This window comes from Sphingomonas sp. H160509, from assembly GCF_024124765.2.
GTDB lineage: Bacteria > Pseudomonadota > Alphaproteobacteria > Sphingomonadales > Sphingomonadaceae > Sphingomonas.
In genome coordinates, this window is record NZ_JAMXSR020000002.1 from 285,357 (window position 1) to 301,171 (window position 15,815).

Annotated in this window: 11 protein-coding genes and 3 pseudogenes; 4 read left to right on the top strand and 10 right to left on the bottom strand. The window is 62.5% G+C overall.

All coding sequences use genetic code 11. The features are described 5' to 3' along the window. Positions 1-28: 28 nt before the first annotated feature. A pseudogene (locus NHF48_RS03065) lies at positions 29-726 on the bottom strand (pirin family protein). Between the two features lie 99 nt (positions 727-825). On the opposite strand from NHF48_RS03065, the gene NHF48_RS03070 reads away from it, so the two are divergent. Next, positions 826-1,740 (top strand): LysR family transcriptional regulator, encoded by a 915-nt coding sequence (locus NHF48_RS03070; protein WP_253070190.1) that lies wholly within the window; start codon positions 826-828, stop codon positions 1,738-1,740. A gap of 194 nt (positions 1,741-1,934) precedes the next feature. Here the strand turns inward: NHF48_RS03070 and NHF48_RS03075 are convergent, their stop codons facing one another. The 5 genes from NHF48_RS03075 to NHF48_RS03095 all read right to left on the bottom strand — a co-directional run bounded on the left by NHF48_RS03075 (position 1,935) and on the right by NHF48_RS03095 (position 7,400). Further along, positions 1,935-2,720 carry a hypothetical protein gene (locus tag NHF48_RS03075; RefSeq protein WP_253070191.1) on the bottom strand — a complete coding sequence of 262 codons (786 nt, stop codon included), beginning with the start codon at positions 2,718-2,720 and terminating at the stop codon, positions 1,935-1,937. A gap of 159 nt (positions 2,721-2,879) precedes the next feature. Continuing rightward, entirely contained in the window at positions 2,880-3,290 is a 411-nt protein-coding gene (locus tag NHF48_RS24580; RefSeq protein ID WP_342454555.1) for a DUF3253 domain-containing protein, read from the bottom strand. A gap of 185 nt (positions 3,291-3,475) precedes the next feature. Next, positions 3,476-5,179, bottom strand: coding sequence for an ABC transporter ATP-binding protein (locus NHF48_RS03085; protein ID WP_263816675.1), 1,704 nt, complete (start codon positions 5,177-5,179; stop codon positions 3,476-3,478). A 707-nt stretch (positions 5,180-5,886) separates the two neighbouring features. After that, positions 5,887-6,573 (bottom strand): sialate O-acetylesterase, encoded by a 687-nt coding sequence (locus NHF48_RS03090; RefSeq protein ID WP_253070193.1) that lies wholly within the window; start codon positions 6,571-6,573, stop codon positions 5,887-5,889. Beyond that, a complete protein-coding gene (locus NHF48_RS03095) occupies positions 6,462-7,400 on the bottom strand; it encodes a hypothetical protein (protein ID WP_253070194.1) in 939 nt (312 codons plus the stop codon). The genes NHF48_RS03090 and NHF48_RS03095 overlap by 112 nt, the downstream gene beginning before the upstream one ends. 234 nt (positions 7,401-7,634) lie before the next feature. Here NHF48_RS03095 and NHF48_RS03100 point away from each other — a divergent pair, with 234 nt between their 5' ends. After that, the gene (locus tag NHF48_RS03100; protein ID WP_253070195.1) at positions 7,635-8,672 is read left to right on the top strand and encodes a cupin-like domain-containing protein; all 1,038 of its coding nucleotides are present in this window, start codon (positions 7,635-7,637) and stop codon (positions 8,670-8,672) included. Here NHF48_RS03100 and NHF48_RS03105 read toward each other — a convergent pair. The 3 genes from NHF48_RS03105 to NHF48_RS03115 all read right to left on the bottom strand — a co-directional run bounded on the left by NHF48_RS03105 (position 8,669) and on the right by NHF48_RS03115 (position 13,000). After that, positions 8,669-10,171, bottom strand: a complete 1,503-nt coding sequence (locus NHF48_RS03105; RefSeq protein ID WP_253070196.1) for a glycoside hydrolase family 2 protein — start codon at positions 10,169-10,171, stop codon at positions 8,669-8,671. The genes NHF48_RS03100 and NHF48_RS03105 overlap by 4 nt on opposite strands. Beyond that, positions 10,107-12,047 (bottom strand): glycosyl hydrolase 2 galactose-binding domain-containing protein, encoded by a 1,941-nt coding sequence (locus NHF48_RS03110; protein WP_342454716.1) that lies wholly within the window; start codon positions 12,045-12,047, stop codon positions 10,107-10,109. Before NHF48_RS03110 ends, NHF48_RS03105 begins: the two co-directional genes overlap by 65 nt. 272 nt (positions 12,048-12,319) lie before the next feature. Continuing rightward, entirely contained in the window at positions 12,320-13,000 is a 681-nt protein-coding gene (locus NHF48_RS03115) for an ROK family protein (protein WP_253070197.1), read from the bottom strand. Between NHF48_RS03115 and NHF48_RS24585 the strand changes: the two genes are divergently transcribed. Continuing rightward, the gene (locus NHF48_RS24585; protein WP_342454556.1) at positions 12,987-13,172 is read left to right on the top strand and encodes a hypothetical protein; all 186 of its coding nucleotides are present in this window, start codon (positions 12,987-12,989) and stop codon (positions 13,170-13,172) included. The genes NHF48_RS03115 and NHF48_RS24585 overlap by 14 nt on opposite strands. Here NHF48_RS24585 and NHF48_RS24590 read toward each other — a convergent pair. Then, positions 13,134-13,271 (bottom strand): annotated as a pseudogene (locus NHF48_RS24590) (hypothetical protein); the annotation flags it as partial. The gene NHF48_RS24585 and the pseudogene NHF48_RS24590 sit on opposite strands and share 39 nt — an antisense overlap. A 289-nt stretch (positions 13,272-13,560) precedes the next feature. On the opposite strand from NHF48_RS24590, the pseudogene NHF48_RS03120 reads away from it, so the two are divergent. After that, positions 13,561-15,720: pseudogene (locus tag NHF48_RS03120) on the top strand (TonB-dependent receptor plug domain-containing protein); the annotation flags it as partial. Positions 15,721-15,815 lie beyond the last annotated feature (95 nt).

Here is a 15,815-nt window from a genome sequence, read left to right on the forward strand (position 1 = left end):
GCAGCACGCTACGGGTCGAAGGTGACAATCAGGCGGCGTCGACGAGGACGATCTCTGCGTCTTCGATGGCGGTCACGCGCAGCACGGCCTCGTCGGCGATGGCGGCGCCGTCTCGCGTCTCCAGGCGGGTGCCGTTGACCTCGATCGTGCCGATCGCCGGCACGAGATAGCCGTGGCGGTCGGCCCCGAGCGGATATTCGGCGGTTTCTCCGGCCTTCAGCGTGGCGGCGACGATGCGGGCATCGGTACGGATCGGCAGAGCGTCGCCATCGTCTGCAAAGCCACTGGCGAGCGTGACGAACTGGCCCGACCGGTCGCCTTTGGGAAATGGCTTGGCCCCCATGACGGCGCTTCGCCGCGCGTCTTCGGTTCGATCCAGATCTGGAAGATGCGGGTGGTGCCCGGCTCCCTATTGTATTCGGAGTGGCGGACGCCCGACCCCGCACTCATGACCTGCACATCGCCCGCCTCGGTACGGCCGACATTGCCGAGCGAGTCCTGATGCGTGATCGCACCTTCGCGGACATAGGTGATGATCTCCATATCGTTGTGCGGATGCGGGGGGAAACCGGTACCGGCCGCGATCGTATCATCGTTCCACACGCGAATCCCACCCCAACCCATCCGCGCTGGATCATAGTAGCTCGCAAACGAGAAGTGATGCTTGGCATCGAGCCAGCCATGGTTGGCACCACCAAGGCTGTCGAAGGGGCGACGGTCGATCATGTTCGGTCTCCTGGGGAGCGCTGCTGCTCCGATGACCTAAAGATGCGCCATGATGGGGCTTGACGAAACGGCAAGATTGGCATTTCAATCTTGCCGAAAATGACGAAGCGCCTTCCCGATCTCGAAGCCTGGGCGATCTTCGCCATGGTCGCCAAACATGGCTCCTTCTCGCGTGCAGCACGCGAGATGGGCATGTCCGATCCCACCGTCTCCAAGGCGATCGCGCGACTTGAGGCGCGCCTGGGCCTGACGCTGATTGCCCGAACGTCGCGGCGCGTAGCGCTCACCGATGCCGGCCGCGCCGCGTTGGCGCGCGCATCGCGCATCCTGAGCGAGGGCGAGGCCGTAGAGGACGAGGCTGGCGAGCAATCGACCGTGCCCCGCGGACGCGTGCGGATCAGCGCGCCCTTGTCGTTCGGCATCGCGTATCTCGGTGCGGTGCTGCCGGCTTTCTTGCAGGCCTATCCCGAAATCACCGTCGATTTCGCGCTGAGTGACCGCAAGGTCGATCTGGTGTCAGAAGGGTTCGACCTGGCGCTCAGGATCGCAAGCCTGAACGACTCCTCACTGCTGTCGCGTCGGCTCTGTACTGTCCGGTTGCTGCTGGTAGCGTCGCCCAACTATCTCGAACGCCAGGGCATGCCGACGCACCCGGCCGAGCTGAGCCGGCATTGTGCGCTGGCCTATACGGGGGTGCATCCAGAGCGTGGCGTTTCACGCATCCGACGTTCGGGGAGGGAGGCAATCGAACCGCCGGTGCGCGTCTGGACCGACAATGCCGATCTTCTGAATCCGGCGCTTGTTGCGGGGCAGGGGCTTGCGATCCAACCCGAGTTCCTGGTCTGGCGGGAACTGCGCGACGGCAAACTGATGGTGGCGATGCCGGAATGGTCGGTGACCCCGTTGGGGCTACACCTCGTCATGCCGCCAAGCCCGCTGCGACCACTTCGGGTCCAGGCTCTCATTGATTATCTTGCCCGCGAATTGGCGAACGCGCCTTGGGGCGGCGGGTAAGAGGGGGGGTAAAATAGCAAATACTTCCTTTCGACAGGTGAGCTTCGGACCGGAACGAAGACCCAAGTTGGGATTAACGAACGGCAGAAGTTCGGAAGCCCAAAAAACGTCGTGAATGACTGCAAATGGGTCCCCTTCAAGGCCCACGTCCGTCGCAATCGAGGTCTGACACACCAGAAGGCACAACGCTGGTGCTAGATCGGCGCTAAGTGCATCACCTTGGCGGCCCCGCCGGGTAAAGCAGGGGTGAAACGTTCGATCCAGCCTTGCCGTTGACGACAGCATAATAACCAGCAAGCCCAACACCGCTCGAAGCGACCAAGCCGATCGTGAGCTGGATACCGGAGATGGCCGCAGACCCCCCACCACCAGGCCGGATGCACTTGGCCGTTGCGGCGCCGATCAGCGGCCATGCCGACAACAGGAAAGATCATGACCGCTGCGAACACCGCCCAGGAAGCCCAGGGGATCAGCAGCGGCAGCGGAAGCAAGCGCCCGAATGCCGGCCCGGTCAGGATGGCCATCCCGCAGATCAAGAGGCGGCGGTGCCATGCGGTCCGTCGGCGCATTACGATGGCCGCGGCCGTCAGGCCCCCGAAGCCGATGACCGTCAGCGAGTTCATGTATAGGAAGTAGGATGGTGTGAAGAAGAACGGAGCGGCGCCTCGACCGACCATCATCACCGTCGTGTAGAGCCCGAGCATCACGACGGCTGTGGCCCAGACCGCTCCCACCCACCCCAGGCGCTTGTGAATGCGTGCAGACGAACGGCCGACCAGCGCGGTCTGTACCACGAAGAGTACGGTCCAGCCGAAGAAAACCAGTGCGTGAAGATGCAGCATGAAAGGCACGGCAAAGGTCGACCGGCCCATCGCCAGCTGAGTGGAGAAGCCGAGGACGATAACAATGGCCATCGCGATCGCCGTCTTCATGAAAAAGCCGTGATCAGGCTTGGGTGGCGCGGTGTAGATGGTGGCCATTTGCCAGTCCCCTTATGCTCAAGCACTACATCTCATAGCTGACATCGTCGCGCCAGATGGTGGAATCGCGACGGTATATCTGTCCACTGATGTGGACAGAGCCGACATGAAGCAAAAACAATTATAGAGGGACCTGCGCCTGCAGGTCAGCGATGCGATTTAGCCGACCAAACTACGGCTAGGCTGCGATGAATAAGCGTCCGCTTTCGAGAACCAGCTAATAGCGTTTGAGTGGCCGGAAGTGGGTCGCCGCAGCCGCAGCTGCTGAATGTCACGTTGTTGAGCCGACGTCCGATACTGGAATGGGGAGAGCACGCTAGCTAAGCCCCAGCTTAAATCGTTGCGACGATTGCAGATCCTGTACGGTCCGGATCGCTTTGCAAGCGGCTGTCCCTTCCAGCTAAGCTGTGCCAGCCCGTCGCTGACTAGCTCGTCGATAGCTTCGTGGACTGTAGGCATTGCGCTGCGCCAATCTTGTGCAATCGAACGGGCCACTTCGCTTGGGCATATCGTCGCCCCCGGTGCGCGGCGTTCGAGCAGGGAAAGTGTGACTGTCTTCGGATCCGTCATTTAGACTGCGTCGACCGCGCACTTTTGCTGGTCAAGCTGCTGTTGGCATTAGGTGCCTTACTCAAGCAGCTCCGTCCTACGCGATTGTCAGGTGGATAAGCAGGGACGCGGGACCACTTGAATGACGGCCCGCTTATCAAAATCGTCAATATCGGTTTGTACGGCATTTTTGGGGTCACCGCTGATCATCGATAGCCCGCAGCCTGAAGCTCGAACAGTTCGGCATAGCGGCCTCCGGCAGCGAGGAGATCGTAATGGGTACCCGATGCCTCCACCCTGCCGTCGCTGAGCACCAGGATGCGGTCCGCCATGCGCACGCTGGAGAAGCGGTGCGAGATCAGCACCGCCGAACGTCCCGCACTCAGTTCCCGGAAGCGCTGGAACACCTCGTACTCGGCACGCGCGTCCAGCGCGGCCGTGGGTTCGTCGAGGATCAACACCTGGGCATCGCGCATATAGGCGCGAGCGATCGCCATCTTCTGCCATTCGCCACCCGACAGGTCGACGCCGTTCCTGAACCGCTTGCCGATCATCTGGTCATAGCCATTCGGCAGCTTGGCGACGACGCCGTCGGCGAGCGCTGCCGACGCTGCCGCCTCGATCCGCCCGCGATCGCCACGCGCCTCGATGCGACCGACCGCGATGTTGTCCGCAGCAGGCAGGTTGTAGCGCACGAAATCCTGGAAGATCACGCCGATCGCGGCGCGCAGGCCGTCGAGATCGTATTCGCGCAGGTCGCGTCCATCGAGCAGGACCCGGCCCTCTACCGGATCGTACAGTCGGGCCAGCAGCTTCACGAGCGTGGTCTTGCCTGCGCCGTTCTCGCCGACCAGCGCCACCACCTCGCCCGGCGCGAGCGTGAAGGACAGGTGCCGCACCGCCCAATGCTCGGCGCCCGGATACCGAAAGCCTACATCCTCGAAGACGAAGCCTTGCCGGACGGGATTTGGGAACGGCAGTGCTTCGTCGGGTGAGCGGATGCCGGGTTCGGTCCGGAAGAAGGAGAACAGATCGTCGATGTACAAGGCCTGGCCAGCGGTCGACGAAAAGCCGGTGAGCAGTCCTTCCAGCAGCCCGCGGAGCCGCAGGAACGAGGCCGCCAGGAAGGTGAGGTCGCCGATGGAGATCGATCCGGTTACCGCGCGCCAGGCGATGTAGGCGTAGGCCGCGTAATAGGCGATCGTGCCGAGAGCTGCGAAGCCCGAGCCCCAAATCGCCCGGCGCAGCGCCAACCGTCGGCTCGCGCTATAGGTGTCGCGTGAGATGGTGCGATAGCGGTCGATCAGGAACGGGCTGAGGCCGAAGATCTTGACTTCTTTGGCCGTGTCCGCGCTGGCGGCGACTTGGCGGACGTAATCTAGTTCGCGCCGCTGCGGCGTGCGCATGTAGCTGAGCGCATAGCTCAGCGCGTTGAAGTGCGCTTCGCCGAGGAACGAGGGCACCAGGGCGACGGCCAGCAGCACGATCAGCCACGGCGCGTAAATGACCAGGCCCGCGGCGAAGGTCACGACCGTGATGATGTCCTGGGCCTGGCCGAACAGCTGCCCCATCAGCGACATACGGCCGCTCGCCTGCATGCGCGCGCGATCCATGCGATCCTGGAAGGCCGCGTCCTCAAAGTCCGCGAGATCCAGGGTGGCCGCGTGCTCCATCAGCCTTACGCTCGCGTCGTTGCTGACACGGTCGGAGAGAAGCCCGTCGACTAGCGACACTATCCGGCCAAGAAGGTCGGAGGCGACCGCCAAGGCGAACTCGGCCAGCAGCAGTGCCTCCAGCCGATCGAGCAAGCCGGAGCCCAGCCATCCCGTGAGTCCAGCCGGACGGGCCGTTAAATGAGTGAGGTGGACGACTTCGTCGATGATGAGCTTGCCCACGAACAGCGTGACCACAGGCAGAAGCGCTCGCACCAGCCGCACGGCGACCGTCGTGGCCGTAAGACTCCGGCTGCTACCCCATACCATGGCGAGGAAGGGTGGTAGATTGCGCAGGGCGCCCAGCCGTTCGCGCCAAGTGGTTGGACGGCCGGGTACGCCGCCGCGCCCTTGTCTCACGCCGTCTGCCATTCAGCTGCTCCGAGGTGACAGGCTGTCGCCCGTTTCGGACCTGAGGGCTGGAGGTGATGAGGTCAGCTGCATGACCCCCGATACACAGTCGGTGGTATCAGGGGTACTCGCGGTTTCGTCTCAACGTTGCGAACTGAGCTGTGGTCGTACCTGGCGGATGAATGAGTGTCTGAAGTTGGGAAACGGGGAAGGGCGCGCCAATGGCCGACTATGGGTCTGTGTCCTGTGGTTCGCGTAAATTCGCGATCGTGTCGTGGCGCGGTGTGATCAATCGCAACACCGCCAAGACGGCGTTGATGATTGCGTGAGCCAACGCGCTAGTTGGTAGCTCGGACCTGCTTGAACAGGATCGGTAATTTTGGGAACCGATACCTTTTTTGGTACGAGGAACGTGATATGTGGTAATTTATGTCCTGGTGATTTGATACAATTGTTGGATTAAAAGTACGGGTAGGCGGGGCATGGTGTTCAGCCAAAAAGCGGCATCGGGAATTTCACGTTGTTGTGTTAGCTCAGGACGGCGAAGAGTTCTTCTAAGGGTAAGTTAAATGACCTCGGATGCGCTCTTCAGAGGTGAAGGTTGACATAGGCAAACCTGCGGCATTGTAGAGGCTGCCGGGTACAACGTTGCTCCAATTGTAGCGAACGTAGCTGGGCTTCGATACCGCACCAGTTACGACCACGCTCTCGCCATCGATCCGCGCTGTAGCCGTAACAAATCTTCGATCGGGCCCGGCGATTTCGAAGCCCACGACGGCTGCGCCCCGGCTCGTCAGGCCTTCAGCATGATCGAACCAGATGCGCTTTCCACCCGGTTCGCCACTTACTTGGCGGAACAGCGGGCTTTGATATGCGACGCGCTCGCCATACGCGACGCTGCGGGCCGCGAGTGCAAGTCGGGCGGCGACTGTCTGCTTGTCGCCCGGATGGACGTTGCCGGGATCGCCGACGTCGGTCGTCACCACCATGGCGGTGTCGGTCAGCACAAGCGCACGACGTTGCGCATCGCGTACCAAACCCCATTCTTCCTCGGGTGAGTTAAATGAAGAGATCTGTGCAAAGAGGAATGGGAAAGCACCTTGCGCGAAATTGTGTCGCCAGTCGGTGATTAGTCCTCGGAAGAGGTCGGCATAATATGGCGCCCGCGCGACATTGCTGTTCGTCTCGCCCTGGTACCAGATGACGCCCTTGATGCCGTAGCCGGTGAACGGCGCAACCATTGCGTTGTACAGCGATGACGGCCGGTACGCATCCTCGGGGGGTGCCAAGGGTGTGGGGGAGGCTTGCCGCCCGACGCAACGATGGCAGCATCCTCGCGCGCTTCGGCAATGGTGGCGAGGTCGGCGTCGGTCTGGTCCTGCTGGAATCGAGCACGGGCGTCGACGGCCGGCGCCAGCGCTGCGTCGGACGCGAGCGCGTCGGTCGACACCCAGCTGTCAGCAGGTGTGCCGCCCCAGGTCGAGTCGATGACGCCTACCGTCACGTGTTCTCGCGCCGCGATCTCGCGCGCAAAGAAATAGCCGATCGCCGAGAAGTCGATGGCGGTCGCGGGCGTGGTGGTCGTCCAGTTTGCATCGATGTCACGTAGCGGGATGGAGCTGCTCTTGTGCTCGATCCGGAGAAGCCGAACTTGCGGGTCGGTCGCTGCCGCGATCTCCGCAGCGGCATTCTTTAGCGGCGCGCCGTCGAAGCCCTTGAGCGGGAACTCCATATTCGACTGGCCCGAGGCGAACCAAACGTCGCCGAGCATCACATCCTGTACCTGGACCTTACCCTCTGCCGTGCCTCCATCGACGACGAGGACATAGGGTCCGCCAGCAGCTTCGGGCTTCAACCACGCATTCCATCGACCGAGGCGGTCGGCGACTGCCACTACGCGTTGGTTATGCAGCGACACGGCAACGTTCGCGTCCGCACGCGCCCAGCCCCAGACGTGCAGTGGCCTGTCACGCTGCAACACGCTGTGGTCGCTGAACAGACGAGGCAGCTTAAGCTGTGCGGCCGCAGGTGACGTTGCCGTGGCAGCGAGGAGGGCGGTGTAGAGCAAAAAGCTTCATGATCGGCATTATCCCTGACGTGCGGCGCTGACTGTCGCGACGTCTTAGCCACAGAATATCATCAAAGAAGCGCATGACCAGTTGGCATGAAGCTAGCAGTCGCACCTGCCCTGATGCGGTGGCAACGGCGTGACGCTTCGGCAACCGTGACATGCGTATTGTCGCAGCGAACGGTCTTCAGCTTCGAGGGAACCGACGCTAGAAGGCGGCGAGGAGAGCCGGTTATGACGATTCACGCCAAGGTCGATGAAATCGGCCCGGTCGATGCGGCCCAGTTCGCAGACGAAATCGCAACGCGGGACCGGCCTATCGTATTGCGCGGTCAGGCGAAACGGTGGCCTGCCATTGCGGCTGGGCTTCGATCCGACGAGGTACTGGTCGATTACATGAAGGCGATGGACCGCGGACGGCCGGCCGAAGTGCTGATCGGTCCCCCGGAGATCGATGGTCGCTTCTTCTACGATGCGTCGATGCAGGCCTGCAATTTCCAAAAGCGGTTCGGCTCGCTCAGCGGACTTCTCGACAAGCTGCTGTCGCTTCGTGGAGAAAAGGAGCCCGTTGCGTTATATGCCGGCGCTGCTGCCGCGGACGATCACCTGTCCGCCTGGATCGCAGACAATCCCCTGTCGTTCGATTTGCCGGGTGCCAAGCCGCGGATTTGGGTCGGCAATCGCACGCATGTTGCGACGCATTTCGACGAGGCGAGCAACGTCGCGGTGGTCGTGGCGGGCCGGCGGCGTTTCACGCTGTTCCCGCCTGAACAGGTCGGCAACCTTTATGTCGGCCCGTTCCACTTCACGATCGCAGGGCCGCCGGTCAGCATGGTGGATCTCGATGACCCGGACCTTGAACGCTATCCCAAATTCGCAGACGCCATGGGCCACGGGCTCGTGGCCGATCTCGACCCCGGCGATGCGCTCTTCATTCCGCCGATCTGGTGGCATAGCGTGAGGGCGACCACCGCGTTCAACGTGATGGTCAATTACTGGTGGGCCGAGCCGCATGCGCTTTCGCCGATGGGCGCGCTGAGCCATGCCGTCCTAGCGATCCGCGATCTCGCGCCCGCCCAGCGTTTGGCCTGGCGGCGCTGGTTCGACCATTACGTGTTCGACGACGCGGCGCCGGACGCCGGCAATCACCTCCCGGCGCATGCGCTGGGCGTACTCGCGCCGCCGTCCGAAATGCGGAATGCCCACTTTACGGCGCAGATCGCCGAGGCGCTAAGTCCGTCGCCAACGCCCGCAGCGCGCAAAACCCGCTAACGCGCGCTATTAGCCAGGCCGCCGATGGGTTGACCCAGCGTGCGAGGTCGGCGCAACCGAGGTTGCGCCGACAGGTCGCTATTGCGTCTTCCCGGTACCGCCGTTTTGGGGGAGAGCGTGATGAAGCGATTCGACTGCGCGACGTTCCATCCGCGCAGCGTCAGCGCGGCCGCCGTCTGGCCGGTGGCTTTGGGATAGCGAATTTCGATGCGCTTTTCCTCGCCGGGCAGGAGCGCGACGTAATTATCGCTGTAGAAGGCCGGCAGGACACGTTTGCCCTGTGCATCGACCAGCGTCAGCTTGGCGTTCAGCGCGGGAACCGCGGTTCGATTGGCCAGCGTCACCGTCACGACGTTGTCCGCGCCGTCGACCGCCTGAGCTACGACGGAGCCGGTCAGCGCGACGCTCTGCAGCGTGTTCAGCGTCCGGTAGGCGGCTTCGTCTTTCCCGCGCCAGTAGAAATTGTCGGCAACCGTCTTGCCCGCTCGATCGATCAATTCGAGCTTGACCAGGAGCATCGCGTTCGACGCGAACAACCGGTCGAGCGGCACCGCTGCAAGCGGCGTCGCCATGTTGGCACCCGCATCGACGAGATCCTCACGCTTGAAGAGTTCGGCGTTGTCGAGCCCGACGACACGCGTGCGGACTTTTAGTCCAGGTTGCGCCTCGCGAGTCGTATTGAGCACGACCAGTTCGTTGCCCGGCAGGTTGAGCTGAACGTGAAGCGGTTCCGCAGCCTTCTTCGCACCGTAATAGGAGGCTTGGGTGTCGTAGTCCCAGCTGTAGATCTGCCACGTATTCGACGGCCATGCCGGATGCGTCATCCACAACAGTCGACCAGAGTTCTTAGTCCACAAATGACCGAGAAACCCTTCGTACATCGCCTTGTGGGTCTCAAGGTTCATCATCTGCGCCTTGCGCTCGAAATCGGCGAAGCTGGTCCCCGCCCCGAACATGGTGTCGAGCGTGGTCATGAACGTCTTGGTGTCGCCGTTCCCCGCAAAATGCCAGTCGTGATAGGCCAGCGTGTCGCTGAGCGGCCAGGTTTCGCTGTCAGGCATGTTGGCGCGTACAGATTCGAACGTGGAGAGCGACGGCGTTCCCGTCTCCACCGAGAAACCGGTGGCGAGGCCGGTGAAATAGCCGACCGGTGGACGATAGTTGTACGGTCCCGACCCCTGCAGGTTGACGACGTTGGAGCTGCCCGTGAACCAACGCGTGCCATCTTCGCGCGCGATCAGGTCGTCGAGGCCTTCGTTCAAGGCTGGGTAGGGCACCCCCTCATTGCGACCGAACCACAGGATGATCGACGGGTGGTTGCGGTAGCGGCGAACCACGTCGTCGGCGTTCTTCAGGAACAGCGCCGGATCTTCCGGCTCGACCTGGAAATTCTGCGTGGATTGCCAGAAGTCGTTGAGGATCATCATGCCGTTCTCATCGGCCAGGTCGTAAAACTCCTCTTCGGTATTGTTGCCCATCCAGTTGCGGATGACGTTCATGTGCGCCTCCTTCTGGAGACGGAAATAGGGAGCGAGGCGTGCGCGTCCGATGCGCTTCATCGCATCGTCCATGCCCCAATTGCCCCCGCGCGCGGCGATCTGCACGCCGTTCACCCGGATCGTCATATGCGGTTCGGGCATCGTCGCTTCGACCGATGTTACCGCCGGGGAACGTTCGCCCCTGCAATGTCAGCGATTCCGCCCAGCCATTGGGCGACTGCTTGATGGCCTGATGGCGAACATCGATCAGTCGCTCTCCGCGCAGGCTGCCATCCGTGAACTGGAGGTTGACCCGGCGCAGGGCCCCTGCCGCATCGAATAGCGACAGGTCGTAGCTGACTTCGCGAATACCGAACTTGTCGGTGCGCGTATCCGAGATCTGGCCGTCAGCCAGCGCTTCGAGCGACAGTTGGTAGAGAGCCTGCTCGCCATAGCCGTTCGGCCACCAAAGTTTTGGATTGGCGACGTGAAGCTGCGCGAACTCCTTAGGGTTGAAGACGACCTTCGTCTCACCGGGCGGCGCGATGACCGTCTTCTCCACTCGGACGCCGCCAAACGCTGCACGCACGGTCACGCTTGCAGCTGTCGCACCAGCGTTATGGACCGGTACGGTGATATAGACGTCAGCACTGTCAGTACGCGGCAGAGGGAGATCGGTAACGATCTTGGGATCGAGCAGCCGCACGGTCCCATGCGCGAGTAGTTCCACTGGCCGCCACAGCCCCGTGTTACGGTCCCGAATACCCGGTATCCAGTCCCAGCCTTCGGTTGCGACGAAGGTTGGGCCGTCGATCGCGAGCTGGCCCCCGTTCTCGCCGACGCCGCCGCTGATCGACTGCTCGTGCGGGATGCCGGGATGGGGAGGCGGCGAAACGCGGACCGCGACCACATTCTCGCCGGCGATAGGTACGAGATCGAACTGGCCGCGGATGAAGGCGCCGTGGGTGTCGCCCAGCTTGCGGCCGTTTGCCCAGACGTCAGCGGCGTAGTTGATGCCGCCGAAGACCAACGTCAGGCGCTTGCCCGCGGCGGCTGCCGGCACCGTAAAGCTGGTGCGGTACCAATAGTCCTGACGTGCCAGACTCTCAGGAATCTTGAGGTTGTTGAGCCCGTAATAGGGATCGGGATAGACGCCGCGGTCGACCAGCGTCGTCAAGACGGTGCCCGGCACGGTCGCCGCACGCCACGTGCCCGTGGCAGGGCCCGGACGCGACAGGGTCGCGGCATCTTCGCGGACCTCGGGAGCTGCGGCGAGCTGCCAGCCATTGACCAGCCAGCGACCGTCGCTTTCGCGCGCCAGTCCCGTCGGGGGCAGGGGCAAGTGCGCGATCGGCGCCGTGGTCGCGCTCACGCGCGCCTTCGGCAAGGTCCAGGCATCCTGCTGCTGGGTGAGGCCGATATTGGCCTGCTTCTGGAACGGCCAGCCGACGCCGACCTGCCAGAATTGCACGAGATCGAAATCCGGCCGCGCTCGGATGGCAGCCGTGATCTCGCTGGCGCTCAGCGCCGCGCCGTTGAACTGCGCCGCAACCAGCGATCCGCCAAAATGGCGCTGCACTTTAGTGCCGTTCGTCACCGGTGCGACGGCGAGGCGAGCGACGACTTCGCTCGGGCGGCTCGCGGCGGACGCGACGACGCGACCATCGACATAGAGGGTCAGTGTCCGTCCGTTCGCCACAGCGGCGACATGCGTCCACTTGCCTGCCGCCAACGCGGGGCCGCCGGTTATTCGTGTCGCTCCATCCACGGCGGTTGCACGCCCATTGGTAAGGTCGAGGCAGCGACAGGTTTGCAGCGGATTACCGATGGCCAGCAGTAAACCGTCCGCCCCGGCTTTGCTTGGGCGAATCCACGTGGACAGCGTCCAGGGGGGAATCGGCTTGGATAGCTGCGTCGGCGCCGGTCAGATCACGCTCCACTCCGGTCCCGCCTTCTAAGACGGCAACATTGTAGGGGCCGGCATTCGCGATTGCCGGCCGCATGGTCGGCACCACGGCTTGTGCAGCCAGCGAGGAGGAAAATGCTGCACCGAGCAGCAGCGCGGCTGTTAGTGGAAACGATCGCATGGATAGATCTCTCCTGAGTTCCTGGCTCGATATTCTACCGGCCGGTTGGTTCTTATGTTTATCGTGCCAGACCTTGGGTCGGTCAGGCGTCCCTCGTCCATAGTCGTGCAGCACCACGCACACCGGATGCATCGCCCCAGCGCGCGGGCACGATACGACCCTCCCATAGGTCCGAGAAGGCATGGCGACGGACGATAGCGGGAAGTTCTTCATAGATCTCGGCGACGTTCGACATGCCTCCGCCCAATACGACGACTTCGGGATCGAGAAGGTTGGCAACCATGGCCAGTACGCGTCCCAGACGGTCAATATACGCATCCAGTGCAACTCGGGCGGCGGGATTTCCGGCGCGGGCGGCTGCAACGATCTCGGGGGCGCTGAGCGACAGACCATGTTCTGTCCTGGCCGCACGCGCGAGACCCGTGCCGGAAACCCAGCTTTCGATACACCCCGTCAGGCCGCACCAGCATGGCGGCGGAGACAGTTCGTCGCTGCGCGGCCAGGGTAGAGGTAAGTGCCCAATCTCGCCGGCAATGCCGTGGGCGCCGTCGAGACACGCACCCGAGAGTACGATGCCGCCACCGACGCCCGTACCGATCACCAGCGCGAACACGCTGCTCGCACCGGTCGCTGCGCCATCGGTGGCCTCGGACAGCGCGAGGCAGTTCGCGTCGTTTACCAGCCGCACCGGTCGGCCGAGAACAGCGGTGAGGTCTTCGGAGAACGATCGACCGTTCAGGTAAAGAGAGTTGCTGTTGCGCATCACGCCGGTACGTGGCGACGGCGATCCGGGTGCGCCGATACCGACGGTACATGCCGTGCCCCCCCGCGATGTCGGCAGCCACGACGAACTCGGCGATAGTGGCTACCGCGGTATCATACGTGCCGGGATTGGGGACCCGCTGCTGCCACAGCGTCTCACCGTTTGCGCCTAGCAAGACGGCCTCGATCTTGGTGCCACCAAAGTCGATACCTAAAGCCGGTAGAGGTGCTGGCTGCGGCTCGATAGCCCGAGCAGCGATACTGTTTTGCAAGGCAATCTTCCTCTCTTAAGTCGCGTGACCGCTGCCCGGCCATCGTCAAGCAAACATGCCAGCGATTGTTATAAACGCAAATTGATTTTGTTATTGACCGGATCCACCGGACCATTAAACACGCGATGTCGAGACAACGGAAAGTTGCGACTGGCAGGCAGGAGAGGGTGGGGCGATGAGTCGCCGATCGGCTCGATCTTAGCATGCTAAAACGTTCGCCAGTTTCTGGCGATTTCGGGTGCTGAGGGAGACGGTCGAAATGTTGCGTGCACGTTCCAAGAATATGTTGATGGTCGCGGCCTCCGTGACGGCGCTGGTGAGCAGTGGCACCGCACTCGCCCAGCAAACGTCCACGACGCAGGGGGTGCTGCAGAACGCACCTACCGATCAAGCCGCATCGCCGTCAGCGGCTGCTGCCGATCAGACAAGCGAAGCGCAGTCCCCAACCACTCCCGCTAGCGACGCCGCTGCTGAAACGCAGGACATCGTCGTTACCGGCATTCGCGGATCGCAGCAGCGTGCGGTCAACCTCAAGCGGGATGCCGCGTCGGTCACCGACTCCATCTCGGCCGAAGACATCGGCAAGCTGCCCGATGTGACGATCTCGGACTCGCTTCAGCGTATCCCCGGCGTGCAAATCCGCCGTGATGCCGGTGAGGGCGCGGCAATCAACATTCGTGGCCTGCCGCAGGTTACGACGTTGCTCAACGGCGAGGCCTATCTTGGCGCTCAGTCGATCACGACGATCCAGCCGAACTTCAACGATATCCCGTCGCAGTTGTTCGCGGGCGCGGACGTCATCAAGTCGAGCACGGCCGATCTGCTCAACGCGGGCATCACCGGCACCGTAAACTTGCGCACGCGCCGTCCGTTCGATCTGAAGAAGGGCTTCACCGTCGCTGCCGCTGCCGAGGGCGCTTATGGCGACAAGACCAAGGAGTTCGATCCGAACCTGAACGGGCTGTTCGGCTTCCGGGGCGAGAAGTTCGGGTTCCTGGTGTCGGGCGCCTATTCGAACCTGCATCTTTCGAACTCCCACAACGGGATTCAGGAAGGCTACGGGGCCGCGCTGCACAACGAGCAGTTCAATACTGCGGCCAACCCGACTGGCGACGTCAACCTCAGCAACGGCTTCTCACCCGCGAATCGTCCCAAGGGGACGATCGTGGGGACGGGCCGCGACGTAAATGGTGACGGCGATGCCAACGATGCTTTCATCGTTCCTCAGGGCTTCACCGCCTGGGACAAGGTCAACCAGCGCGAGCGGATCGGCATCAATGCCTCGGCGCAGTGGGAGATCAGCGACGCCCTGACGCTGAATGCCGATGCATTCTTCACGCGCCAGAACGAGAATGATCGCACCGCCGGCATCCAGATGCAGAACGTCAACTGGCAGGCCGGTGAATTCGTGCCAGGTCAGTCGCGTAACACCGGCTCGACCGTGTCGCTTAGCAACGGTGGCGTGACGCGCGATTATGATCTGAACACAACGCAGGTCTATAATTATGACCTGGGAAATTTCGATTCCTACGCACAGAATGACAAGTTCAAGTCTCAGTCGCAGAACTACAATGCAGAACTGAAGTACGACAATGGCGGCCGGTTCAAAGCCAGCCTGCGCGGTGTCTACGGCAAGGCCTATTCGAACTACGATCAGAGCTATCTGCAGTTCAGCCCATCGAACGGCGCGCAGTGGCAGCCGGGCGGGATCGGTCATTATCCGACCGGCGACGTCGCGTTCAATCCGGGTGGTTATGCGGTCAACACGATCGCGGGTACGGCATCGTTGCCAGCGACGGTCGACTTCACCGGGAACCAGCCGGTGTTCACCCTGCCGTCGCAGCTAACGACATCACTTGGCAACATCGACAACTACGCGATGAAGACCACGTCTTCGGAGGGTAACTATCGCCGTAAGGGCGACTTGAAGATCATCCGAGGTGACGTTTCGTACGAGGCCAACGACAATGTCAGCCTGAGCGCCGGTGGCCGGTACAGCGAGCGCACGGTCGATGACTTCGAGTTCGATCGGGCGGCACCGCTGTATGCAGGGCAAGCGTCGCAGCCGGGCGGTTGCCTGGTCAAGTGGAAGGCGTTCGACGTGCCTTTGAGTGATAAATCCTGCTACGCCGGCTCCGGCACATTCGATACCCCAGGCTTCAGGCCCTACACATCGGGCGTGGTCCGCAAGGCCAGCGACCCGATCTTTAACGGCCAGGTAAAGCAGTTCAATCTGCCGGGGGCCGGGCTGCCGCCAATCTACGTGCTTGATCCCAAGGTCATGGACAACGCGCTGGCGTTCCAGAACAGCTTCTACCCTGGCAATGTCGAGATTCAAAACCCGGGTGCGTCCTTCAACGTCGGCGTAAAGCAGATTTCGGGCTACGCACAGCTCAACGTCAAGGGTGACGTGTTCGGCATCCCCGTATCCGGCAACGCCGGCCTCAAGGTCATCAACACCAAACTCGACATCACCCAGTTCGTGACCGGTTCGCCGCGCCCCCTACGGCGTCGCAAACACGGTCAACGGCACGGTCGAGACCA

What these genes read in the sequence shown, in the direction of transcription:
- NHF48_RS03070 (WP_253070190.1), top strand. Translation starts at nt 826, where the DNA reads ATGACGAAGCGCCTTCCCGATCTCGAAGCCTGGGCGATCTTCGCCATG.
- NHF48_RS03075 (WP_253070191.1), bottom strand. Translation starts at nt 2,720, where the DNA reads ATGGCCACCATCTACACCGCGCCACCCAAGCCTGATCACGGCTTTTTC.
- NHF48_RS24580 (WP_342454555.1), bottom strand. Translation starts at nt 3,290, where the DNA reads ATGACGGATCCGAAGACAGTCACACTTTCCCTGCTCGAACGCCGCGCA.
- NHF48_RS03090 (WP_253070193.1), bottom strand. Translation starts at nt 6,573, where the DNA reads ATGGTTGCGCCGTTCACCGGCTACGGCATCAAGGGCGTCATCTGGTAC.
- NHF48_RS03100 (WP_253070195.1), top strand. Translation starts at nt 7,635, where the DNA reads ATGACGATTCACGCCAAGGTCGATGAAATCGGCCCGGTCGATGCGGCC.
- NHF48_RS03105 (WP_253070196.1), bottom strand. Translation starts at nt 10,171, where the DNA reads ATGAACGTCATCCGCAACTGGATGGGCAACAATACCGAAGAGGAGTTT.
- NHF48_RS03115 (WP_253070197.1), bottom strand. Translation starts at nt 13,000, where the DNA reads ATGCGCAACAGCAACTCTCTTTACCTGAACGGTCGATCGTTCTCCGAA.